Below are 22,107 nucleotides of genomic sequence, written 5' to 3' on the forward strand. Positions count from 1 at the left end.
ACCATGGCCATCAGCACCCCCGTCGCCCCGACGCCCACCGAGGGCACCGCCGAGCGGCCGGACGTCATCGTCATCGACCACGTCCGCAAGCGCTTCACAGTCCGCAAGGACAACACCCTGCGCGAGCGCATCGTCACGCTCGGTCGCGCCGGCCGCAAGCACCGACAGGACTTCTGGGCCCTCGACGACGTCACCGTGTCGATCCAGGCCGGCTCCACGGTCGGCCTCATCGGCCAGAACGGCTCCGGCAAGTCGACCCTGCTCAAGGCGATCGGCGGCATCATCCAGCCGACCTCCGGCACGGTGGCCCGCCGCGGTCGCCTCGCTGCCCTGCTCGAGCTCGGCGCCGGCTTCCACCCCGACCTGTCCGGGCGCGAGAACGTCTACCTCAACGCGTCGTTGCTCGGGCTGAGCCGCAAGCAGACCGACGAGAAGTTCGACGACATCCTGGCGTTCTCGGGGATCGGCGACTTCATCGACACCCAGGTGAAGTTCTACTCATCCGGCATGTACGTGCGACTCGCCTTCGCCGTCGCCGTGCACACCGACCCCGACGTCCTGCTCGTCGACGAGGTGCTGGCCGTCGGCGACGAGGCGTTCCAGCGCAAGTGCCTCGACCGCATCCGCACCTTCCAAGAGGCGGGCAAGACGATCATCATCGTCACGCACTCGCTCAGCCAGGTGCAGGAGATGTGCGACCGGGTGGTCCTGCTCAACAAGGGCAAGGTGCTGCACGACGGCGATCCCGTCCAGGCCGTGAGCATGTTCCGCGAGGTCCTCGAGGAACGCCGCCAGGGCGAGCTCAGCACCGACGTCGCCGTCGGCCGCGGCAAGGTCCTCGGCGCGAGCGTGCACGTCGACGGCAAGGAGCCCCGCGCCGAGGTCATGCCCGGCGACGACCTCGTCGTGGACATGGAGTTCGAGCACCTGGACGGCATCGCCGACTGGGAGGCCGCGGTGCAGATCAACAACGCCGGCGGCCAGGTCGTGTACGGCACCACCACCGGCATCATGGGCCTCGAACTGCAGCCGCTGCACGGTCGCCGGAAGCTCCGCCTGCGGATCGCCGACACCGCGTTCGGCACCGGCAAGTACTTCATCAACGTGTCGATGATGGACTCCGCCGGCCGCCACCTGCACGACATGCCGGAGTGCGACTCGTTCGAGGTGCCCGGGTTCGAGAACGCCGTGGGCACGGTCTACGCGCAGCCCTCGATCGAGGAGCTGGACTGAGCCCGACCGACGACGGCACCGACGTCCGGACCCCGGGTGTCCCGCGCACCGCGGTCGTCGTCGTCAACTGGGAACGCGCCGACCTGACGACCGCGGCCGTCCGCGCCGTGCTCGCCGAGGGCGCGGCCGACCAGGTGGTCGTCGTCGACAACGGCTCGTCGGACGACTCCGTCGCCGTCCTCCGCCGCGAGCTGCCCGACGTCGACGTGGTCGCGCAGGAGCACAACGGTGGGTTCGCGGCCGGCGCCAACACCGGCATCCGGCACGCGGACGCCGAGGTCGTCGTGCTGCTCAACAACGACGCGGTCCCCGCGCCGGGCTTCGTCGCGGCGCTCCGCGACCACCTGGCGCAGGCGCGGCCCGAGGTCGCGGCCGTGACGGGCCGCATCGTGCTCGCCGGACGCTGGACGAGCCTCCCGGTCGGCGCGACGCCAGCACCCGGCCAGCGCGTGCTGCAGGGCCACGACGGCCGCTCGTGGACGCCGTCGCCCGACGGCGACGTGCGGCTCAACTCGACCGGTGTGCGCGTCGACCGCGACGGCAACGGCATGGACCGTGACTGGTTCGCGCCCGTCGACCGGGTCGCGGACGTCGACGTCTTCGGGTTCTCCGGTGGGGCCTCCGCCCTGCGGCGGAGCGCCCTCGACGACGTCGGCCTGCTCGACGAGTCGCTCTTCATGTACTACGAGGACACCGAGCTCACGTGGCGACTCCGCCGACGCGGCTGGCGCGTGGAACACGCGGCCGATGCGGTCGTCGAGCACGACCACTCGGCGTCGTCCGGGGTGCAGAGCGACCTGTTCCTCTTCCGCAACGCGCGCAACCGGGTGGTCGTCGCGCTCTGGCACGCGCCGTGGGGCACCGTCCTGCGGGCGAGCGCCCGGACCCTCTTCCGCGGCCTGCGCGGGCTGCTGGCCGCTCCCACCCGACGGGAGGCCCGGCTCGTCCTGGCAGCGTTCGCGGACGTCGTCGGGGCGCTCCCGTCGCACCTCGCGCGGCGGCTCCGCGAGTCGCGGCGCGCGTCCGTCCCGCGCCGCAGCGTGGACCCGGGCGCATGAGCGCGGAGGGCTATCCTGGTCACTCCCCTGCTCGCTCCCCCGCCGACGGTCCCGACCGTGGCTCCCCCGTTCGGAAGGACCCTCGCGTGCCGCAGCTCACCGTCCTCGTCGACGGGACCGCGGTACCGCGTGCACTCGGCGGTGTGGGCCGCTACGTCGAGGGGGTCGTGTCGCACCTGACCGACCCGGCGCTCGACGTCCACCTGGTGGTCCGACCCGTGCACGCTCCGCACTTCGCCGCCGTCGCGCCGCACGCGACCGTGCACACCGCGCCGGGCTGGACCGACTCGGTGCCGCTCCGGTTCCTCTGGGAGCAGACCGGGCTGCCGGCACTCGGCCGACGACTCGGCGCGCAGGTGCTGCACTCCCCGCACTACACGTTCCCGTTCGGCTGGCGCGGCGGATCCGTCGTCACCCTGCACGACGCCACGTTCTTCTCGAACCCCGAGTGGCACTCCCGCCTGAAGCGGACGTTCTTCACCTGGTGGAGCCGCCGGTCCCTGCGCTCCCGCCCGGTCGTCATCGTGCCGAGCGCGGCCACCGCGACCGAGGCCGCACGGGTCGTGACCGGCATCCGCGCCGACGTCCGGGTCGCACCGCTCGGCGTCGACCGTGCCGTGTTCCACGAGCCGTCCACCGCCGAGGTCGAGGACGCCCGGATCGCCGCGACGCTGCCCGAGGGTGCGCCGTGGATCGCGTTCCTCGGCACGATCGAACCGCGGAAGAACGTCACCGCGCTGCTCGACGCCTACGCCGCGCTGCGTTCCGCGCGCGCGGACGGTGGCTCGGCTGGTGGCTCCGACGTCCCGTGGCTGGTGCTCTCCGGGGCCCGCGGGTGGGACGAGTCCGCGATCGCCCGGCTCGACGCGCTGCAGCCGGACGACCACGTGATCGAGGCCGGCTACCTGCCCCTCGAGGACCTGGCAGGCTACCTCGGCGGCGCGGAGTTCGTCGTCTACCCGTCGCTCGGCGAGGGCTTCGGGCTGCCGGTGGTCGAGGCGATGGCCTCCGGCGCCTGCGTCCTGACCACCCGGCGGCTGTCGCTGCCCGAGGTCGGCGGTGACGCAGCGGTGTACACCGAGCCGTCCGCCTCCGCACTGGCGTCCGCGATGACGGGGCTGCTCGACGATCCGTCGCTCGCCGCGTCGCACCGGGCGGCCGCGCTGGCCCGGGCCGCCTCGTTCACGTGGGAGGCCACGGCAGCCGTGCACGTCGAGGCCTACTCGGCCGTGGCCCGGGACGCGCGGGCCGGGGGTACCCGGTGATCCGCGTCGCCGTGCTGACGGTCACCTACAACACCGGCGAGACCATCCGGCCGTTCCTGGCGAGCGTCGCGGCGGCGTCCTCAGAGCCGGTCGCCGTCGTGATCGCCGACAACGGCTCCGCCGACATCGACGCACTGCGGGCGATCGGTGAGTCCTACGGTGCCGTCGTGGTGTCCTCCGGGGGCAACCGCGGCTACGGCGGGGGCATCGACGCCGCACTGAGCGCCCTCGACGACGTCCTGCCCGACGTCCGCCCCGAGTTCCTGCTCGTCACGAACCCCGACGTCGTGCTCGCACCCGGCTCGATCGACGAACTCGTCCGCGCCGCCGACCGGCTGCCGTCCGGCGGGTCGTTCGGGCCGCGGATCCTCGACGAGCAGGGTGAGACGTACCCGTCCGCACGCCAGCTGCCGTCGCTCCGGACCGGGCTCGGCCACGCGGCGTTCTCGCGGTTCTGGCCCGCCAATCCGTGGAGCCAGCGGTACTGGTCCACCACGCAGGTCGTCGAGCGCGAGGCCGGCTGGCTGTCCGGCGCGTGCTTCCTCATCCGGACGTCGGTGTTCCGCGAGCTCGGCGGGTTCGACGAGTCGTACTTCATGTACTTCGAGGACGTCGACCTGGGCCAGCGCGTCGGTCGCTCCGGTCGCGCGAACGTGTACGTGCCGACGGCCGTGGTCACCCACACCGGGGCGCACTCGACGTCGTCCAACCGGCGCCGGATGGAGATCGAGCACCACCGCAGCGCGTACCGGTTCCTGTCGCGGAAGTACCGGGCGTGGTGGCTCTGGCCGCTGCGCGTCGCCCTGCACGCGGGCCTCTCCGCCCGCGCCCGCTGGGTCACACGCAAGTAGCCCGGTCGGGGTCTTTGCGCGCGGGGTTCTGCCATCGCGCCCCCGCACGGTCGTGGGGGCCCCCCCCCCCCCGGCGCCCCCCCCCCCCCCCGGGGGGGCCCCCCCCCCCCCCGGGGGCCGCCCCCCGCGCGCGCCCCCCCCGCCGGGGCGCGGGCCCCCCCCCGCCGGGGGGGCGGGCCGGGCCTCCCCCCCCCGGGCCCCTTCTGCGGGGGGGCGGGGGGGCCCCCCCCCCCCCCCCCCCCCCCCCCGCGGGGGGGGCGGGGGGGGGGGGGGGCCCCCCCCCCCCCCCCCGCCGGGGGGGCCCCCCCCCCCCCCGGGGCCCCCCACGACCGCAGCGGGGCGCGCACATCGGTCGCAGCTTCGGAGGCCCCGGTTCGATCGCGTTCCGCACAACCGAAGTGCACGTGAACCGCGGGATTGCACGGCTCGACCGCACTTTGGTTGTGCGGAGCGTCGCGCGGCGGGGACGCGGGCAGCGGGTCAGGCGCGGAGGCGGGCGCGTTCGGTTCGGGCTGCGTCCAGCAGCACGTCGGCTCGGGCGTCGAAGGAGTGCTCTGCGGCGATGCGCGACGCCACCGCCGCCCGCTCGGCAGCAGTCGGCCACACTCGTGCCGGGTCCAGGAGCGCAGCGAGCTCGTCACGGGAACGCGCCACCGCGAGCGTCGGGACGTCGAGCACCTCGGTCAGCCCGGCGACCTCGTCGGTGACGACGACTCCCCCGGACGCCAGCACGTCGAACACCCGGTTCGACACGAAGCCACCGGCCGCCATGTCCGCCCAGTGGTCGTTGAGCACCACGCGCGCCGAGGCGTAGGCCGTGGCGACCTCGGCCCGGCTCAGCGACGGTTCGCCGAGCGCTGCGTCGGGGACCACGCCCTGCCACGCCGGGCCGTGCACGCGAAGGTCGGCTCCGAGCGCCACGGCATCGGCGACCACCGGGCGCGCGGCGCCGCGGGTCGAGCCGACGAAGACCACCCGGTCGGCATCGGGGCTCGTCGTCGCCCGCGCGCCCGGGTGGAACACCGCGGGGTCGGTCGCCTGCAGCAGCGTGCGGACCGGGACCCCCGACCGCGCTGCGGCCGCAGCAGCCCAGACCGGCCCGGCGGCGAAGGCCGCGTCGAACGACCGGAGCTCGGTGTCGGAGACGTCGTCGGGGTGGCTGATCACCCAGAGCAGGTTCACCGACGCAGGGTTCGGCGGCACCCGGTCGAGCCCGCGGATCACGAGCGTCACGTCGTCCGCGGCATCGTCGTCCCGCACGTGGGCGTCACGGCGGTCGATCCGGACGCGCTGCCCGAGCCGCTCGAGGGCCCCGGCCAGCTCGGCGGCGAAGTGCACGTCGCCCCAGCCGTCACCCTCGGGCCCGGCGGGAGCGGCGATCTTCAGCGACCAGGTGAGCGGGTCGGTGGCGCTGCTGGTCGTCCGGCGGACCGGTGTCACCGGTCGCGCTCCCCACGGCGGCAGCGGCGGCCCGGCGGAGACTGCAGCGCCCCGGCCGTCGACCGAGTCCCGTCTCGCGTCCCGCCACGACGAGAACACGTCCACGGTGGCAGCGTCGATCGTCCGCCCGGGTTCAGCGAGTCGGACGGTCTCACCGACGTCCTTCACCAGGATCGTGGGACCCGACTGCGGTCGCTGGCGCACGGCGCACGCGTGCGTCCACCCGACGAGCGTCGTCGGCTCGTCCGTGAGCACGGGCGCAGGGACGATCGCGGCCCGGGGCACAGCGAGCACGGGTTGATCGGCACCGAACACCGAGTCCCCCGTGCCGAACGGACGGTCGTCGGACCACGGGAGTGCGCCGGGACGGATGAGCAGTGCACCGTTCCGCGCTGAACCGTCCGCCGTGCGCACCGAGGCCTGCACCAGGCGGTGGACTCCGGTCTCGGCGAGTGCCCGGAGGCCGGCGGCATCGATCGTCACCGAGGTGTCGACGAGCACGAGGACCCGTCCGACCCCGGCGGCGAGGCCGGCGTTGATCGCGGACCCCAGGCCGTCGACCGGCACGCTCCGCACCCACGGCAGGCGACGACCGAACGGATCGCGCGGCGAGGCGTCGGCGACGTAGCTCACGGCGCGGACGTCAGCGCCACGGCCGAAGGCCTCGCGGGCGACGGCGACGAGGCGCGCGACCTCGGCGTGCCGGTCCGACCGGGTCGTGACGAGGACCGTGACGTCCTGGTCCAGGTGCGGCAGGGGGCCGTCGAAGCCGGCCACGCGGACGACGTCGGTCGTCGCTGCGGGCGTGGGACGGGCCTCCCGGTCGGGGTGGTCGGCAGCCGTCGTGTCGCGACGACGGCGACCGAACCACCCAGAACCGGACGCCACGGGCGGTGCTAGGCGCCGAGGAGCCGCTGGAGGTAGACGCCGTAGCCGCCCTTGACGAGCGGTGCGGCGAGCTCGGCGAGCTGCGCGTCGTCGATCCAGCCGTTGCGCCAGGCGATCTCCTCGATGCACCCGATCTTGAAGCCCTGACGGTCCTCGATGACCTTGACGTACTCGGACGCCTGCATCATCGACTCGAACGTGCCGGTGTCGAGCCACGCGGTGCCACGGTCGAGGACCTGGACGCCGAGTTCACCGGCCTCGAGGTAGCGCTCGTTGACCGTCGAGATCTCGAGCTCGCCACGGGCGCTCGGCTCGATCGTCTTCGCGATCTCGATGACCTTGTTGTCGTAGAAGTACAGGCCGGGGACGGCGTAGTTCGACTTCGGCTCGGCCGGCTTCTCCTCGATGGAGACGGCCGTGAAGTCGTCGTCGAACTCCACGACGCCGTAGGCCTTCGGGTCGGCCACGTGGTACGCGAAGATCGTCGCACCGTCGACCTCGGTGTTCTTCCGCAGGTTCGTCCCGAGGCCGGTGCCGTGGAAGATGTTGTCGCCGAGGACGAGTGCGACGCTGTCGTCGCCGATGAAGTCCTCGCCGATGACGAAGGCCTGCGCGAGCCCGTCCGGGGACGGCTGCACGGCGTACTGGATCTCCATGCCGAAGGCGGAGCCGTCGCCGAGCAGGGCCTTGAACTGCTCGTTGTACTCCGGCGTCGTGATGACGAGCACTTCGCGGATGCCGGCCATCATCAGGGTCGACAGGGGGTAGTAGACCATCGGCTTGTCGTAGATCGGCATGAGCTGCTTGCTGATGCCCTTGGTGATCGGCCAGAGGCGCGTGCCGGATCCACCGGCGAGGATGATGCCCTTCATCGGGATCGCTTCCTTACTTCGTTACTTCGTCGTGCGGAGGGACTCGGTGTAGGCCACGCACTCCTCGTACGTCGGCAGCAGACCGGCGGCGGCGGCCGCTTCGAGCGTCGGGGCGCTCGTGTCCTTCTCGGAGAGCACCGGCTCACCGATGCCGTCCGGCAGTTCGAGTCCGACGGTCGGGTCGAGGATCGTGATCCCCTTCTCGCGCTGGGGGTCGTAGTGTGCGCTGACCAGGTAGTTCACGGTGGAGTGGTCCTCGAGCGCGACGATCGCGTGACCGAGGCCCTCGGACAGGTACACGGCCTTGCGGTCGACGTCGTCGATGCGGACCGAGTCCCACTGCCCGAACGTCGGCGAACCGACGCGGATGTCGACGATGTAGTCGATGAAGGCGCCTCGGACGGCGGTGACGTACTTGGCCTGGCTCGGGGCGACGAGGGCGTAGTGGATGCCCCGCGCGACGCCGGCCGACGAGATCGACATGTTCACCTGGCGGAGGTCCAGCGGGTGACCGACCGTCTCCTCGAGGACGTCGGCCCGGTACGCCTCGAGGAATGCTCCTCGTGCGTCGCCGTGCTGGACGGGCGTGAACTCCCACGCGCCGGGGATCTTCAGTTCGCGGATCTGCACCGGGGAAGCCTAGCAAGGTGGCGCATCGCATAGGCTGTCCTGGTTCTGTGCCCCGCGCCCCGCGCGCTGCGACTCCCGAAACGAGACCAAGCGAGCCCGTGAAGCTATTCGTCCAGATCCCCTGCCTCAACGAGGAGAACACCCTCGCCAGCGTCATCGACTCGATCCCGCGTGAGATCGACGGCATCGACGAGATCGAGATCCTGGTCATCAACGACGGCAGCACCGACCGCACCGTCGAGGTCGCCAAGGAGCACGGCGTCAAGCACTTCGTGCACCACACGACCAACATGGGGCTCGCCCGGTCGTTCCGCGACGGCGTCGACTACGCCCTGCTGCACGGTGCCGACATCGTCGTCAACACCGACGGCGACAACCAGTACCCGCAGGCGCAGATCGCCGAACTCGTCCAGCCGATCCTGCGCAAGGAAGCCGAGATCGTCATCGGCGACCGGCAGACCCGCACGATCGAGCACTTCTCCGGCTTCAAGAAGCTCATGCAGCGCTTCGGGTCGTGGGTCGCCAGCCGCGCCGCCGGGCTCGACCTGCCCGACGCCGCGAGCGGGTTCCGCGCCTACTCGAAGTACTCGCTGATCCGCTTGAACATCGTCACGCGCTTCAGCTACTGCATGGAGACCATCGTGCAGGCCGGCTACAAGCGCCTGGCGATCGCGTCCGTGCCGATCACGACGAACCCGAAGACCCGCGAGTCCCGGCTGTTCAGCAACATCTTCCAGCACATGTTCGAGTCCGGCTCGGCGATCGCCCGGGTCTACCTGATGTACCGGCCGATGGCGCTCTTCGCCTGGGTCAGCGTGATCCTGGGCGGGCTCGGGCTCTGGCCGCTCGTCCGCTACCTGGTGCTGCTCGCGATGCAGACCCCCGGCAACCACCTGCAGTCGATCATCCTCGGTGTGGTGCTGCTCATCACGGCGCTGCTCTCCATCGTGATCGGCGTCGTCGCCGACCTCACCCGCCTCAACCGCACGCTGGCCGAGGAGCAGCTCGACCTGCAGAAACTGCAGCGGTATGGCGACTGACACGGCCCCGGCCGTGTCGGGCACCGTCGCCCGCCCACGGGTCGGCCGTGCTGAGCGCGTCGTCGTCATCGCCCTGACGGTCGCGTTCGCCGCCGTCCTGGCGGTCTGGGCGATCGTGACGACCACCTACAAGGCGCCGGACGAGCCGACGCACGTCGACGCCGTCCTGCACCTGGCGATCGGTGACGCCTGGCCGGAGCCGGGCGCGATGCACTACCTCAACGCCACGCACGACACGCAGATCAGCAACCTGCGACAGCCGGCGTCGGACAACGCGACGTGGGGCCAGCTGCTGCGGGAGTTCCCCGGCGTGCACCCGACGAGCATCGACCAGATGTCGCAGCACCCGCCCACGTACTACGCGCTGGCCGCCGGGGTGCTCCACCTGGTGCACTTCGAGGACCTACGGTGGGACCACGCCGTGATGGCCCTGCGGCTGTTCGACGCCCTGCTCGTGCTGCCCCTGCCGTTCCTGGCGTGGGCCACGGTGCGTCGACTGACCGGCTCGCCCCGGGCTGCCGTGGTCGGCGGGGCGGCGATCCTGGCCGTCCCCGAGGTCGCGTCGATCGGTACCTCGGTGACGAACGACGCCCTGATGCTGCCCCTCGCGGGTGCGCTGGTGTACTTCGTCGTCCGGCTGCTGACGGGCGACCAGCGGGTGCGGACCACGGTGTGGATCGGCCTGCTGCTCGGCGCGATGCTGCTGACGAAGGGAACCGCCCTGCCCGCGGTCCCCTTCGTCGGGATCGCGGTGATGGCGGCGGGCTGCACCCGCGCGACCGTCTGGCGGAACGTGCTGCGCACCACCTGGACGCTGGGGATCGCCGGTGTCGTCGGTGGGTGGTGGTGGCTGCGGAACATCCTCGTGTACCACGCGATCCAGCCCGACGGCATGGCCTACGCCCGTCCGTCGATGCCGTTCCCGGACGACACCGCCGCCAGTCCGGAGGTCTTCCTGCGCGACTACTGGAACGGCGTGACCCGCACGTTCTGGGGCAGCGTCGGCGGCCTGACGCAGTTCCAGTTCGCCCAGTTCCTGATCGACGGCCTGACCATCGTGTCGATCGCCGGCATCGTCATCTGGGCGTTCCGCCGCGGCCCGTCGCTGCGGCCCGCGATCGTCCTGGCGTCGTACCCCGTCATCCTGATCGCCCTGCACATGCAGAGCGGGTGGGGCGGCTACGTGCGGAACACGATCGTCGCCGGCACCCAGGGGCGCTACTACTACCCCACCCTCATCGCCCTGATCGCCCTGAGCGCCCTGGCCTGGCGGCGCGTGACCGTCACCGCGGCCGGCGCCACACGACTGGCCGTCGGCATGTCCGTCGCAGCGACGGCCATCGCCCTCTACGGCGTCGTCTACGCGCTCCGGGCGTTCGGCCGCGACGCCGCGTTCTGGATCGACGAGTTCTCGATCGTCAAGTTCGACCAGTACGGCATGCTCGCCGCCGGCGGGAACTTCACGCTGGCCACCGTGGCGGCGGTCGCGCTGATCGCCACGGCGGTCCTGCTGGTGCGTTTCGTGCGCCGGACGGCGGTGACGGTGTGACCGCCCGCCGCGAGTGGGTCGTGCTCGGCACGATCACGACCGCATGGCTGGGCTTGCTGCTCGGCTTCGCCCTGCTCACCCCCGCGTTCGGCGCCCCAGACGAGCCCGCGCACGTCGACGCCGCGTTCCGGCTGGCGCTCGGCCTCGGGTGGCCGCACGGCGGCGAGATGCACTACCTCGCTGCGATCCGGCAGATCGTGGAGCACCCGGTGCCCGCCGTCGACCGCCCCACGGTCGACGCGCTCCTGGCAGCGGTCCCCGGCGACTCCCCCGCGATCGACCCGATGTCACAGAACCCGCCGACGTACTGGCTCGTCGCCGCGGGCATCCTGCGCCTGATCCGCTTCGGGGCGCACGACTGGGCCACCTCGGTGCTCGTCCTGCGCCTGTTCGACGTCGTGCTCGTGACCGCGCTGCCCGTGCTCGTGTGGGCGACCGTCCGCCGGGTGACGCGGTCGCCGCGGACCGCCCTGGTCGCACCGCTGCTGCTCTTCGCGGTGCCGCAGCTCGCGCAGGTGGCCGCCGGCGTGACGTCGTGGGCGCCGATGATCCTGCTCGGCGCCGTGCTCGTGTGGCTGAGCGTGCGCGTGCTCACCGGTGACCGGTCGTGGTGGACCACGGCCGGGTTGGCCGTGGCGGTGACCGGCCTTGCAGCGATCAGCGCACTCGGCCTGCTGGCAGTGCCGTTCGTCGTGCTCGTGTTCGCGCTGGCCCGCGACGAGCGCGACGAGCGCGACGAGCGCGACCGCGACCGCGACCGCGACCAGCGCACCGCACGTCCGTGGCGCCGCGCGGCCCTGCACGCCGGCGTGGTCGTCGTCGCCGCCGCCGCGGTGTCCGGCTGGTGGTGGGTCCGCACGCTGCTCGTCAGCGGGACCCTGCTGCCGGACGCCCTGCGCGGCGTCACCACGGTGCAGCCGTACCCGTCGGGCGGCGCGAACCCCGGCGCGTTCGCCGGTCGGCAGTGGGACGGCCTGACCGCCTCGTTCTTCGGGGGCTTCGGCGCGAACCAGTGGCCACTGCCGCCCATGGTCGTCGACGCCCTGGCGATCGTCGGTCTCGTCGCCCTCGGCTGGTCGTGCGCGCGTCGTGGCGCCGGACGCCGGGTGATGACCATCGCCCTGGTCTGGCCGGTGCTCGTCGTCGTCGCGACCCTTGCCTACGACTGGCGGAACTACCTCGGCACCCACCAGGGCAACGGGCTGCAGGGCCGGTTCATGTTCGTGGCCGTCGTCGCCCTCGTGCTGTCGCAGGCCGTGGCGTGGCGTGCCCTGGTCGTCCGTCCGGAACTGCGCCGTCGGCTCGCCCGGATCGCCGCCGTCGGCTCGTTCGCCATCGCCCTGTACGGCATCGGCATCGCGTACCGCGGCGCGTGGGAGAACGTCCAGTTCCGGGTCACCCCCGGCGGCCTGTCGGCGATGGCCGGTGGCTCGCTCGCCGGGCCGCTCCCGATCGCGCTGGCCGGCGCGCTGTTCCTCGCCGCCGCCGTCGCATCCGCCGTGTTCGTCTGGCGCGCGGCCGCAGTGCCGAGCACCACGGCCGCCGTGCCGAGCACCACGACCACCCCCGTCACCGGGCTCCCGCTAGAATCGCCGCCGACCCACGAACCGACCGTCAGGAAAGAGAACTCGTGAAGATCCTCGTCACCGGAGGGGCCGGCTTCATCGGCTCGAACTTCGTCCGCCGCACCCTGGAGGACGCGTACCCCGGCCTCGAGGGCGCCGAGGTCGTCGTCTACGACGCGCTGACCTACTCCGGCAACGAATCGAACCTCGCACCGGTCGCCGACTCCCCCCGCTACACCTTCGTGCACGGCGACATCCGCGACGCCGCGAAGCTCGACGAGGTCGTCCCGACGGTCGACGCGATCGTGCACTTCGCCGCCGAGTCCCACGTCGACCGCTCGGTCCGCGACTCCGGCATCTTCGTCGAGACGAACGTCGTCGGCACCCAGCGCCTGCTCGACGCTGCGCTCCGCCACGGCACCGAGCGCTTCGTGCACGTCTCCACCGACGAGGTCTACGGCTCCATCAGCGAGGGCTCGTGGGACGAGGAGCGCCCGCTCGAGCCGAACTCCCCGTACTCGGCGTCGAAGGCCGGCAGCGACCTGCTCGCCCGCAGCTACCACCGCACCCACGGGCTGAACCTCTCGATCACGCGCTGCTCGAACAACTACGGGCCGTACCACTTCCCCGAGAAGGTCATCCCGCTCTTCGTCACGAACCTCATCGACGACGTGCACGTCCCGCTGTACGGCGAGGGCAACAACATCCGCGACTGGCTGCACGTCGACGACCACACCCGCGGCATCGCGATGGTCCTGACCCGTGGCCGCGCCGGCGAGATCTACAACATCGGTGGCGGCACCGAGCTCACCAACAAGGAGCTCACGCAGCTGCTCCTCGACGCCACCGGCAAGGACTGGTCGTACGTCGACCGCGTCGCCGACCGCCTCGGGCACGACCTGCGCTACTCGGTCGACATCTCGAAGATCCAGGCCGAGCTCGGCTACGAGCCGCAGGTCCCCTTCGAGCAGGGCCTGGCCGACGTCGTGCAGTGGTACCGCGACAACCGTTCGTGGTGGGAGCCGCTCAAGGAGCGCGCAGCGATCGCATGACCAGGTACCTCATCACCGGCGCCGCCGGCATGCTCGGCCGTGACCTCCGGGCCGCGCTCGCCGGCCGCGACGTCACGGCACTCTCGCGCGCCGAGCTCGACATCACCGACCCGGCCGCGGTGGACGCCGCCGTCGCCGGACACGACGTCGTGATCAACTCCGCCGCGTACACGAAGGTCGACGACGCAGAAGGCCACGAGGACGACGCCTTCGCCGTCAACGCGACCGGCCCGAAGCTCCTGGCCGAGGCCGCGGTCCGCCACGGCGCGAAGCTCGTCACCGTGTCGACGGACTACGTCTTCGACGGCAACGGCACCGCCCCGTACGCCGAGGACGCCCCGACCGACCCGATCAACGCCTACGGCCGCACCAAGGCCGCGGGCGAGGCGTTCGTGCGCGAGATCGCCCCGGACACGTCGTACGTCGTCCGCACCGCCTGGATCTACGGCGCGCACGGACCGAACTTCGCCGCGACGATGCTCCGGCTGGCCGGCTCGCACGACACCGTGAGCGTCGTCACCGACCAGGTCGGTCAGCCGACGTGGACCGGCGACCTCGCCGCGCGGATCGTCGAGCTCGTCGACGGCGACGCCCCCGCGGGCGTCTACCACGGCACCAACGCCGGGCAGGGGTCGTGGTTCGACTTCACCCGCGCCATCTACACCGAGCTCGGACTCGACCCCGAGCGCGTCCTGCCGACCGACAGCGCCGCGTTCGTCCGGCCGGCGCCGCGCCCGGCGTACAGCGTGCTCGGCCACGACGGCTGGTCGCGCGCCGGCCTCGCGCCGATGCGCGACTGGCGCGAGGCGCTGCGCGCCGCGGTGGCCGCAGGAGCGTTGACGAAGTAGGCACGGCAGTCGACCGGGAGGCCCGGATCACGTCCGCCGCGTCGCGAACGTGATCCGGGCCTCCCGTCCAGGTCTCCTGCCGCGGCTTCCAGGGGGCGGCCCACCGGCCCTGGTAGGGTCGGGCAGCCGGGCGCCGGGCCGGTCCTCGGCCCCATCACCACGACGAGGAGAGCAGCACCATGACCACCCTCCACGTCCTCGTCGACCAGGTCGTCGCACCCGTTCCGGGTGGCATCGGGCGGTACGCCGAGGAGCTCGCCCGGCACCTCGTCGCGAACGCGCCGAGCGGCTGCGACGTCGCCGGGGTCGTGTCCGCGGTCAGCTCCGACGAGATGGCTCATCTGCGCACCCTGCTGCCCGGTCTGTCCGACCTGCAGCGTCTGCCGCTGGCCCGTCGTGAACTCTCGCTCGCGTGGCAGGGCGGCTTCGTCGGTGGCATCGCGAAGGGCATGGTGCACGCGCCGAGCGTCCTCGCTCCCCTGGTCAAGCACGACCGGTTCCAGGACCCGGGCCGGCAGACCGTCGTCACCGTGCACGACACCGTGCCGTGGACGAACCCCGAGACCCTGACGCCCCGCGGCGTCCACTTCCACAAGGCGATGGTGAAGCGCGCGTGGAAGCACGCCGACGCCGTCGTCGTCCCCACCCACGCGGTCGCGAGCGCACTGAACGAGATCCACCGGTTCGACGACCGACTGCGCGTCATCGGCGGAGCTCCGAGCGGTCGGCTGCGGCTGCCCGTCGACGCCGACCTGCGCGCCGAGCGTCTCGGCCTGCCGGACCGCTACGTGCTGGCAGTCGGCACGCTCGAACCACGCAAGGCGCTCGGGTCCCTGATCGAGGCGCTCGCGCACCCCGACGCCCCCGCCGACATCCCGCTCGTGATCTCCGGCCCGGACGGCTGGGGCGACGTCGACGTGTACGGCACCGCCGAGCGCGCCGGGCTCGCCCGCGACCGGGTGAAGGTGCTCGGGCGGATCGACGACGCCGACCTCGCCGTGGTCTACGACCGGGCGACGGTGTTCGTGTTCCCGAGCTTCGCCGAGGGCTTCGGCCTGCCCGTGATCGAGGCGATGAGCTTCGGCACCCCGGTCATCCACTCCGACGACCCCGCGGTGGCCGAGGTCGCGTCCGACGCCGGGGTGACCGTCGCCCGGAACCCGCGGGACTCCTACCCGGAGCGGATCGCGCAGGCGGTCTACCAGGTCGTCAACGACCCGTTGCTCGCCGGGCAGCTCGCCGTCGCCGGGCCGGATCGTGCCCGCATGTACGACTGGAGCGACTCCGCCGCCGAGACCTGGCAGCTGCACGCCGACCTCTGAGCCGGCGCGGGCGTCACGTCACTCCTCGGAGGTGTACGTCACTTCTTGTACGTGTACGTGCTGACCCAGTCGATGTACAGGTGACCGGTGGCGCCCCAGTTGCCCACCTGGAACATGTACCGGTGCGCGGTCTTCGGGACGTGCTTCGTGATCGTCTTGATCACCTTGCCGTCGAGGCGGTAGCGCACCGACTTCCCCGGGATCCACTCGATCGAGTACGTGTGCCACGAGCGCCACGAGACGCCGGTGCTCAGGCTCGTCGCGTTGACCTCCTGGCCGGGGGTCATCGAGTGGTGGTGCAGCATCGGCTGCTGCTCGAAGTTCGCCTCGGGGTAGTCGATCTCGCCGTCCGACCACTTGTCGGACGAGGGCCAGAGCATGAACGCGGCGCCGTTCCCGTTGCCGCCGGTCGCCTTGGCGCGGACGATGAACTTGCCCCCCTTGTGCCCCCATGCACCCGACGGGGTGCCGAAGGTGCCGGCAGCGCCGTGCTTGCCGTCCAGCTTGACGTCCATGTACCCGTTGTGCGAGCTGATCTGGGCGCCCGAGTAGTACATGCCCCCGGTGCCGTCCGGGTAGGGCTGCCACGACTTCGCGTAGGTCGTGGCGAACTTCCCCTTGGCCGCCGCCGCCGTGCTGAAGTTCTCGCGGAAGGTCTGCTTGAAGTTCCCGACGTTGCCGATCGGTGCCGAGCTTGCGGACGCTGCGGTTCCCGTGCCGAGCGGTCCTGCGACGAGTGCGGCACTGAGGAGCACGACGGTGAGTGCGGCCCGCTTGGTTGCACGTTTCTGCATGAGCTGTCACTCCCTGACGTGACGGTTCGCACCCGTTCCCGTGGGTGCCGGGCGGCCGGATCTCGACCACCCGCCGTTCACCGTAGTTGCGAAATGCAGCCCGCGCGCGGGGTTGACAGAACCGGCGCATCCCCAGTACGCGGGGGTTGCAGAACGTTCCGTCTACGTCGAAGAAGTGCTGATCAGCGCCGTGTTGCGTCCCCCGTTCTGGGGCTGCCGGCGACTCGTGGGCTCCGGCAGGCGGTGGTGTTCAGACCCGCGTGCGACGGCGGCGTGACGACACGACGGCGGTGACGACCGCGGCGAGGACGGCGACGACCGCGACCACCGCTGCGACCTCGGCCACGTGCGACGCCAGGAGCCACGAGTCGAACTGCGACTTCGTCGCGACGACGTGCTCGTCCGTGCCTCGGATCCACCAGGACACCGGGTTCATCGGGCCCGCACCGCGTGCGGCGACGGCGCACACCACGGCTGCGACGACCGCGACACCGACCAGGACGAGGGCGGCGGTGTGGCGACGGAGACGAGCGGGCATGGCGGTACCGTAGCGCGCATGACCCGATGCGAGGAATGCGGCCGACCGATCACCGGCGAGGTCGTCCGGACAGCGACGCGGACGCTCGACCGTGCCTGCGCCGACCGGACGAACGCGATCGCGTACGGCGTCCTGAACGGCGGGAACCCGTTCGACGGTCCCGGGGCCACCCGCGCGGAACGCTCGAGGGAGTCGCGCAGGCGCGCGGAACGCTAGAGGGAGTCGCGCAGGCGCGCGGAACCTAGAGGGAGTCGCGCAGGCGCGCGGCCTTCTCCTCGACCAGTCGCTCGAGGCCGTCGGCGTACTCGGTCAGGCGAGCCGCGACCGCGGGCTCCGAGGTGCCGATGATCCGCGCGGCGAGGAGTCCGGCGTTCGCGGCACCGTTGATCGCCATCGTCGCCACCGGGATGCCGGCCGGCATCTGCACGATCGACAGCAGCGAGTCGAGGCCGTCGAGGCGTGCGAGCTGCACCGGGACACCGATGACGGGCAGCGTCGTCATCGAGGCCACCATGCCCGGCAGGTGCGCGGCGCCACCGGCACCGGCGATCACGACGCGGATGCCACGCTCGGCGGCGCCGCGGGCGAACCGGGTCATCTTGTCGGGCGTGCGGTGCGCCGACACGACGTCCGCCTCGAACGGGATGCCGAGCTCGGCCAGGATGTCGGCCGCAGCGCGCATCGTCGGCCAGTCGGAGTCCGACCCCATGATGATCGAGACGAGCGGCTGGACGGGTGCGTCGGTGTCGGTCACGCGACGAGCCTAGCCGAGCAGCACGCGGCGCCAGGCGTCGTCGTCACGGCCGATCGTGCGCTCCCCCGTGACCCACCGGACCGCCCGTTCGTCGGCCGTCCCGCGCTCGACAGCGGCGCGCACCGCACCACGCCAGGCCCCGACGTCGTCCGGCACCGCGACGGCCCCGTGGGCCCGCGCCACGGCGTAGGAGGGCCGGTCCGAGACCACTGCCGGCAGTCCGAGTGCGGTGTACTCGAGGAACTTCAGGTCGCTCTTCGCGCGGTTGAACTCCTCGTCACGAAGGGGCGCGACACCGGCACGCCAGCGCTCCCGGTGCGCCACGAGCCAGCGGGAGAACGCCGGGTAGTGGCCGTCCGGCACCTCGATGCGGCGGAACCAGTCGGCGCCGCCCTCGTCGGTCACACCGATGACCTCGAGCCGGATCGGCGTGCCGTCGGTGGTCGTCAGGTCGGTGAAGACGTCGCGCAGGAGTTCGAGGTCGGCGGCGTGGGTGAGCGTGCCCATGTACAGCACCCGGTGCTCTGCTCCGGGACGATCGTCGTCGTCCTCGGTCACGCCAGCGGTCCACAGCCCCGGGTCGAGGGCGTTCGGCACGACCGTGACGTCGCGGGCGACCGGGCGCACGACCTCGGCCAGCTCCGGTGTGCTCACGACGACCGTGTCGGCACCGCGGACCAGTGCGTCGATCGAGGCGAGGCGGTCCGGGTCGTACTCGGCGCGGGCGAGGCGCTGGCGGCCGGACTCGGTGAAGAAGTCGTCGTCGACCTCGCCGACGACGCGGACGCCGCGGGCCGCAGCCGCCGCGAGGAAGGGCTGCACGGCGTCGCGCGGCAGGATGTCGCGCTGCACCAGGACGGCGGCGTACGACGTCGTGTCGGTCCCGTCGACGAACGCGACGGGGTCGACCTGGCGGACCTCGGCCGTGCCGCTGGCCGCCAGGTGCTCGGTGCGCCGGACGACGCGCACGTGGGCGGATGCGGGGTGGGCGCCGTCACCGCCCGCGACGACGTAGCCGAGGACCGGCAGCGGAACGGGCACGGGGGGCGTCCCGGCGACGACCCGGCGGAGTCGACGAGCGGCCCGGCGGACGAGATCACGCGGCATGTGCCCATCCTCTCGCACCGGACGACCGGGCTCGTACGCAGTGATCGGACGCGCACCGTGCGGAGTTCGTCGCCGGGGAGCCCGCTGACCGATCCGTGCGAGCCTGCATGACCGCACCCAGCGATCAACCTCGCACCGAGTGAGCAGTGCCGCACCGTGCGCAGGGAGGAGAACAGGCGAGCACCGTGGCACGTTCGCCACTCCTGTCGTCGCTGACCGCTCCGTGCGAGCCTGCATGACCGCACCCAGCGATCAACCTCGTACCGACTGAGCAGTGCCGCACCGTGCGACGGCAGCACCGGGACCTCGCACCTCGCACGGTGCGGGGTTGCCAGCGGAACGGGCCCGAGCGGTCAGCGCCGCGCCACCGTCACCGTCCGGCAGGGGCTCGACTTCCGGTCCTTCCCGGTGCCGGTGTTCCGCGCGACCGCGCAGACGGTCCGCTTGCCGGCCTTGAGCGCGACGGTGCCGGCGAAGCCGTGCTTCGTGCCCGAGCCCCACGTCCGGTCGACGTCGGCGCGCACGCGTCCCGCCGACAACGACGTCACCCGTCTGCCGTCGACCGTGATCGCGACCGTGCTGGCGGAGGACACGGTGTCACCGTCGAAGGCCCAGCCACGGACGCTGATGCCGCCCGGTTTTCCCGTCACCGACTCGAGCGCGACGTAGGGGTCGTGCCGGAAGGCGCGGACGGTGGCGCACCCGAGCGTGGTGTCCGCCCCGGCGCCGATGTTCACCGCGGTCACGCAGACCCGGCGAGCGCCGGCGGCAGCGGGGACGACGGCCTCGAAGCCGTGGGTCGCCCCGACGCCCGCGGCGGCGTCGACGTCGGTGCGGCGGAGTCCGGCGGTCACGGCTCCCGCGGCGGCGCCGTCGACGGTGGCACGGACCCGGACGGGCTGCGTGGGGTCGTCCTCGTCGAAGGCCCATCCCCGGACCCGGACGCCGCCACCGGTGCCGGCGACGACCTCGAGCGAACCTTGCGGCGCGAGGTCGGCCGCGGGGGCCCCGAGCCGGGCGTTCGCGACGAGGGCCTGGGCGTAGGAGGACCACCACTTGCCCGCGGCGGGCGCACCGTTGCAGGTGCCGTCGCTCGCGCCGGGGGTCTTCACCCACAGCAGGGCGTCGAGCGCGGTGCCGTCGGTGGCGACCCGGGGCGAAGTGCCGAGTCCGGCGCCGGGTCCGTTGCACCAGGTTCCCCGCCAGCCCTGCCCGTTCCGCGAGGTGTCGATCACGTAGTGCGATCCCCCGGTCGCACTGGAGACCTTCTGCGCGTATGCCTGCTCCTGCGCGGTCGGGTAGTAGTTCGCGACGTTCGTGAAGAACCCGCGGGCCTGCTGCACGCCGGCGCTGTTCAGCCGTGCGGCCATCGTCGCGGGCGGCACCCAGTTCGAGTTGCCGGCGTCGAGGTAGGCCGGCACCCCGGCGGCGGTCAGCCCGGCGACGGTGCGGGACAGGATCCGGTAGCGCTGGTCGTCGAGCGTGGTGCTGCACTTCGCGTTGCTGAGCATCGCGAGGGAGTCCGGCTCGACGATCACGGCGGCGCGGTGTCCGGCGAGTGCCGCGGTGACCTGGTCGACCCAGGCGTCGTAGGAGGCCTCGGAGAACCCGCCGGCGGAGTACCCGCCGCAGTCCCGGTCCGGGATCGCGTACAGCACGAACACCGGGGTGGTGCCGGACTGCTCGGCCCCCGAGACCGCCGTGCTGATCGTCTTGGTCAGCTGGGTCCCCTGCGTCCACTCGCCGAGCCACGTCGCGACGGGGTACCGGGCGATGGTCGACGCCGCAGCGGCACCAGCGGGGTCCGAGGCGGCGAGCGCGGTGGCCGCCTTCGCTGCCTCGCTCGTGGGCGACCGGTACGGACCGGCACCGTACAGCGACGCAGCCGATGCGGAGCGGATGGTCGTCGCGGACGTCGCGGCGGTGGCGCTCGACCCGAACGCGACGGGCAGCAGCCCGCCGACGAGGGCGGTGAGTGCGACGGCGGCGCTGCAGACGACGACACGGCGCGGACGGCGGCGCATGGACACTCCCCTGGACGATCGGACCCCTGACCCGTCCATGGCACCATGCGCCCGCAGTGGCGGCCAGCCGCCAGTGCGGGTGGCACCCGAGCGGGTGTCGGCAACAGTGCCGACACCCGATCGTCAGTCGTCGAAGTGCGCCGCGGCCGCGCGTGCCCGGTAGACGACGTCGTCGACGTCCTCACCGATCACGGTGACGTGCCCGATCTTCCGGCCCGGCCGGGGGGCCTTGCCGTAGAAGTGGTACTTCGCCTCGGGGAACGCCTCGAGCGCGGCCGGGTACCGGGCGGCGAGGTCGCCGTCGGCCGGTCCGCCGAGCACGTTGATCATCACGGTGGCCGGGGCGAACGACCCGGTGGCACCGAGCGGCAGGTCGAGGACGGCACGCAGGTGCTGCTCGAACTGGCTCGTCGTCGCACCGTCGATCGTCCAGTGACCGGTGTTGTGCGGTCGCATCGCGAGTTCGTTGATGAGGATGCGCTCGTCGGCGGTCTGGAACAGTTCGACGGCCAGGACCCCGGTGACCCCGAGCTCCTCGGCGATCCGGACCGCGATCGATTCCGTCACGTCGGCGATGCGTCCGGCGCTGTCGGGCGCGGGGGCGATGACCTCGGCGCAGACCCCGTCGCGCTGCACGGTCTCGACCAGCGGCCACGCGACGACCTGGCCGGAGGGGCGGCGGGCCACGGACTGCGCGAGTTCGCGGGTGAACGGGACGAGCTCCTCGGCGAGCAGGGCCTGCCCGCCGCCGGCCTCGGCGACGGCGATGAACCAGTCGTCGACGTCCGACGGGTCGGACACGACCCGGACGCCCTTGCCGTCGTAGCCACCGCGGGGCGTCTTCACGACCGCGCGGCCGCCGTGCTCGTCGAGGAAGGCCCGGAGCTCGTCGGGGTCGTGCACCGCGGCCCAGTCCGGCACCGGCAGGCCGAGCTCGGAGAGCTTCGTGCGCATCGTGATCTTGTCCTGGGCGACGGCCAGCGGACCGGGTCCGGGGCGGACGGCCACGCCGGCGTCGACCAGGGCGCGCAGGACGTCCTGGGGCACGTGCTCGTGGTCGAACGTCACCACGTCGACGTTGCGGGCGAACGCCAGCACCGTCGCGGCGTCGTGGTAGTCGCCCTCGGCCGTGGCGGCGATGGCGGCCGACATGCCCGGCCCCTCGGCGAGGACCCGGATGTCGATCCCCAGCTCGACGGCCGCCGGCACCATCATCCGTGCCAGCTGTCCCCCACCGATGACCCCGACGCGCAACGCCATGCTGTGTGATCCTTCCG

19 protein-coding genes are annotated in these 22,107 nt (G+C 72.4%); 10 read left to right on the plus strand and 9 right to left on the minus strand.

Going from position 1 to position 22,107, the window contains the following annotated elements; translation table 11 throughout:
• Window positions 1-3 precede the first annotated feature (3 nt).
• From EDF47_RS16395 to EDF47_RS16410, 4 genes are all read left to right on the plus strand, one after another.
• Window positions 4-1,233, plus strand: coding sequence for an ABC transporter ATP-binding protein (locus EDF47_RS16395; protein ID WP_123292226.1), 1,230 nt, complete (start codon window positions 4-6; stop codon window positions 1,231-1,233).
• Window positions 1,152-2,291 (plus strand): glycosyltransferase family 2 protein, encoded by a 1,140-nt coding sequence (locus EDF47_RS16400; protein ID WP_133938912.1) that lies wholly within the window; start codon window positions 1,152-1,154, stop codon window positions 2,289-2,291. Before EDF47_RS16395 ends, EDF47_RS16400 begins: the two co-directional genes overlap by 82 nt.
• Window positions 2,292-2,377: 86 nt before the next feature.
• Window positions 2,378-3,556 carry a glycosyltransferase family 1 protein gene (locus EDF47_RS16405; protein WP_243834074.1) on the plus strand — a complete coding sequence of 393 codons (1,179 nt, stop codon included), beginning with the start codon at window positions 2,378-2,380 and terminating at the stop codon, window positions 3,554-3,556.
• Complete coding sequence (locus tag EDF47_RS16410) at window positions 3,553-4,407, plus strand: glycosyltransferase family 2 protein (protein WP_123292223.1); 855 nt, start codon at window positions 3,553-3,555, stop codon at window positions 4,405-4,407. Before EDF47_RS16405 ends, EDF47_RS16410 begins: the two co-directional genes overlap by 4 nt.
• Before the next feature lie 480 nt (window positions 4,408-4,887).
• Here the strand turns inward: EDF47_RS16410 and EDF47_RS16420 are convergent, their stop codons facing one another.
• The 3 genes from EDF47_RS16420 to rfbC are packed head-to-tail and all read right to left on the minus strand — an operon-like array spanning window position 4,888 to window position 8,237.
• Window positions 4,888-6,735, minus strand: a complete 1,848-nt coding sequence (locus tag EDF47_RS16420; protein WP_132100119.1) for a glycosyltransferase — start codon at window positions 6,733-6,735, stop codon at window positions 4,888-4,890.
• Between the two features lie 8 nt (window positions 6,736-6,743).
• The gene (gene rfbA, locus EDF47_RS16425; RefSeq protein WP_111085998.1) at window positions 6,744-7,607 is read right to left on the minus strand and encodes a glucose-1-phosphate thymidylyltransferase RfbA; all 864 of its coding nucleotides are present in this window, start codon (window positions 7,605-7,607) and stop codon (window positions 6,744-6,746) included.
• A gap of 21 nt (window positions 7,608-7,628) precedes the next feature.
• The gene (gene rfbC / locus EDF47_RS16430) at window positions 7,629-8,237 is read right to left on the minus strand and encodes a dTDP-4-dehydrorhamnose 3,5-epimerase (protein ID WP_111085999.1); all 609 of its coding nucleotides are present in this window, start codon (window positions 8,235-8,237) and stop codon (window positions 7,629-7,631) included.
• A 98-nt stretch (window positions 8,238-8,335) separates the two neighbouring features.
• Here rfbC and EDF47_RS16435 point away from each other — a divergent pair, with 98 nt between their 5' ends.
• The 6 genes from EDF47_RS16435 to EDF47_RS16460 all read left to right on the plus strand — a co-directional run bounded on the left by EDF47_RS16435 (window position 8,336) and on the right by EDF47_RS16460 (window position 15,613).
• Window positions 8,336-9,277: a glycosyltransferase family 2 protein gene (locus tag EDF47_RS16435; RefSeq protein WP_111086000.1), complete on the plus strand. Its 942-nt coding sequence runs from the start codon at window positions 8,336-8,338 to the stop codon at window positions 9,275-9,277.
• Window positions 9,267-10,826, plus strand: coding sequence for a glycosyltransferase family 39 protein (locus tag EDF47_RS16440; RefSeq protein WP_133938375.1), 1,560 nt, complete (start codon window positions 9,267-9,269; stop codon window positions 10,824-10,826). Before EDF47_RS16435 ends, EDF47_RS16440 begins: the two co-directional genes overlap by 11 nt.
• Window positions 10,823-12,460, plus strand: a complete 1,638-nt coding sequence (locus tag EDF47_RS16445) for a glycosyltransferase family 39 protein (protein WP_133938377.1) — start codon at window positions 10,823-10,825, stop codon at window positions 12,458-12,460. Before EDF47_RS16440 ends, EDF47_RS16445 begins: the two co-directional genes overlap by 4 nt.
• Complete coding sequence (gene rfbB / locus EDF47_RS16450; RefSeq protein ID WP_133938379.1) at window positions 12,457-13,443, plus strand: dTDP-glucose 4,6-dehydratase; 987 nt, start codon at window positions 12,457-12,459, stop codon at window positions 13,441-13,443. Before EDF47_RS16445 ends, rfbB begins: the two co-directional genes overlap by 4 nt.
• A complete protein-coding gene (gene rfbD / locus EDF47_RS16455) occupies window positions 13,440-14,291 on the plus strand; it encodes a dTDP-4-dehydrorhamnose reductase (protein ID WP_133938381.1) in 852 nt (283 codons plus the stop codon). Before rfbB ends, rfbD begins: the two co-directional genes overlap by 4 nt.
• Before the next feature lie 179 nt (window positions 14,292-14,470).
• Window positions 14,471-15,613: a glycosyltransferase family 1 protein gene (locus EDF47_RS16460; protein ID WP_123292216.1), complete on the plus strand. Its 1,143-nt coding sequence runs from the start codon at window positions 14,471-14,473 to the stop codon at window positions 15,611-15,613.
• A gap of 38 nt (window positions 15,614-15,651) precedes the next feature.
• Here the strand turns inward: EDF47_RS16460 and EDF47_RS16465 are convergent, their stop codons facing one another.
• From EDF47_RS16465 to EDF47_RS16490, 6 genes are all read right to left on the minus strand, one after another.
• A complete protein-coding gene (locus tag EDF47_RS16465; protein WP_133938383.1) occupies window positions 15,652-16,407 on the minus strand; it encodes a glycoside hydrolase family 16 protein in 756 nt (251 codons plus the stop codon).
• A 250-nt stretch (window positions 16,408-16,657) separates the two neighbouring features.
• Window positions 16,658-16,945, minus strand: a complete 288-nt coding sequence (locus EDF47_RS16470) for a hypothetical protein (RefSeq protein WP_123292214.1) — start codon at window positions 16,943-16,945, stop codon at window positions 16,658-16,660.
• A 241-nt stretch (window positions 16,946-17,186) separates the two neighbouring features.
• A complete protein-coding gene (purE, locus tag EDF47_RS16475) occupies window positions 17,187-17,699 on the minus strand; it encodes a 5-(carboxyamino)imidazole ribonucleotide mutase (protein WP_111086008.1) in 513 nt (170 codons plus the stop codon).
• Between the two features lie 9 nt (window positions 17,700-17,708).
• Window positions 17,709-18,806 carry a hypothetical protein gene (locus EDF47_RS16480; protein ID WP_133938385.1) on the minus strand — a complete coding sequence of 366 codons (1,098 nt, stop codon included), beginning with the start codon at window positions 18,804-18,806 and terminating at the stop codon, window positions 17,709-17,711.
• 353 nt (window positions 18,807-19,159) lie between these two features.
• Window positions 19,160-20,830 (minus strand): glycoside hydrolase family 6 protein, encoded by a 1,671-nt coding sequence (locus EDF47_RS16485; RefSeq protein WP_166673253.1) that lies wholly within the window; start codon window positions 20,828-20,830, stop codon window positions 19,160-19,162.
• Between the two features lie 123 nt (window positions 20,831-20,953).
• Complete coding sequence (locus EDF47_RS16490) at window positions 20,954-22,090, minus strand: 5-(carboxyamino)imidazole ribonucleotide synthase (protein WP_133938389.1); 1,137 nt, start codon at window positions 22,088-22,090, stop codon at window positions 20,954-20,956.
• Window positions 22,091-22,107: the final 17 nt, after the last annotated feature.

This window comes from Curtobacterium sp. PhB190, assembly GCF_004365385.1.
Lineage (GTDB): Bacteria > Actinomycetota > Actinomycetes > Actinomycetales > Microbacteriaceae > Curtobacterium.

Bases quoted from the DNA above. Each gene is read 5' to 3' on its own strand.
- EDF47_RS16395 (WP_123292226.1), top strand. From the start codon at position 4: ATGGCCATCAGCACCCCCGTCGCCCCGACGCCCACCGAGGGCACCGCC.
- rfbA (WP_111085998.1), bottom strand. From the start codon at position 7,607: ATGAAGGGCATCATCCTCGCCGGTGGATCCGGCACGCGCCTCTGGCCG.
- EDF47_RS16440 (WP_133938375.1), top strand. From the start codon at position 9,267: ATGGCGACTGACACGGCCCCGGCCGTGTCGGGCACCGTCGCCCGCCCA.
- rfbD (WP_133938381.1), top strand. From the start codon at position 13,440: ATGACCAGGTACCTCATCACCGGCGCCGCCGGCATGCTCGGCCGTGAC.
- EDF47_RS16460 (WP_123292216.1), top strand. From the start codon at position 14,471: ATGACCACCCTCCACGTCCTCGTCGACCAGGTCGTCGCACCCGTTCCG.
- EDF47_RS16465 (WP_133938383.1), bottom strand. From the start codon at position 16,407: ATGCAGAAACGTGCAACCAAGCGGGCCGCACTCACCGTCGTGCTCCTC.
- EDF47_RS16470 (WP_123292214.1), bottom strand. From the start codon at position 16,945: ATGCCCGCTCGTCTCCGTCGCCACACCGCCGCCCTCGTCCTGGTCGGT.
- EDF47_RS16480 (WP_133938385.1), bottom strand. From the start codon at position 18,806: ATGCCGCGTGATCTCGTCCGCCGGGCCGCTCGTCGACTCCGCCGGGTC.
- EDF47_RS16485 (WP_166673253.1), bottom strand. From the start codon at position 20,830: ATGCGCCGCCGTCCGCGCCGTGTCGTCGTCTGCAGCGCCGCCGTCGCA.
- EDF47_RS16490 (WP_133938389.1), bottom strand. From the start codon at position 22,090: ATGGCGTTGCGCGTCGGGGTCATCGGTGGGGGACAGCTGGCACGGATG.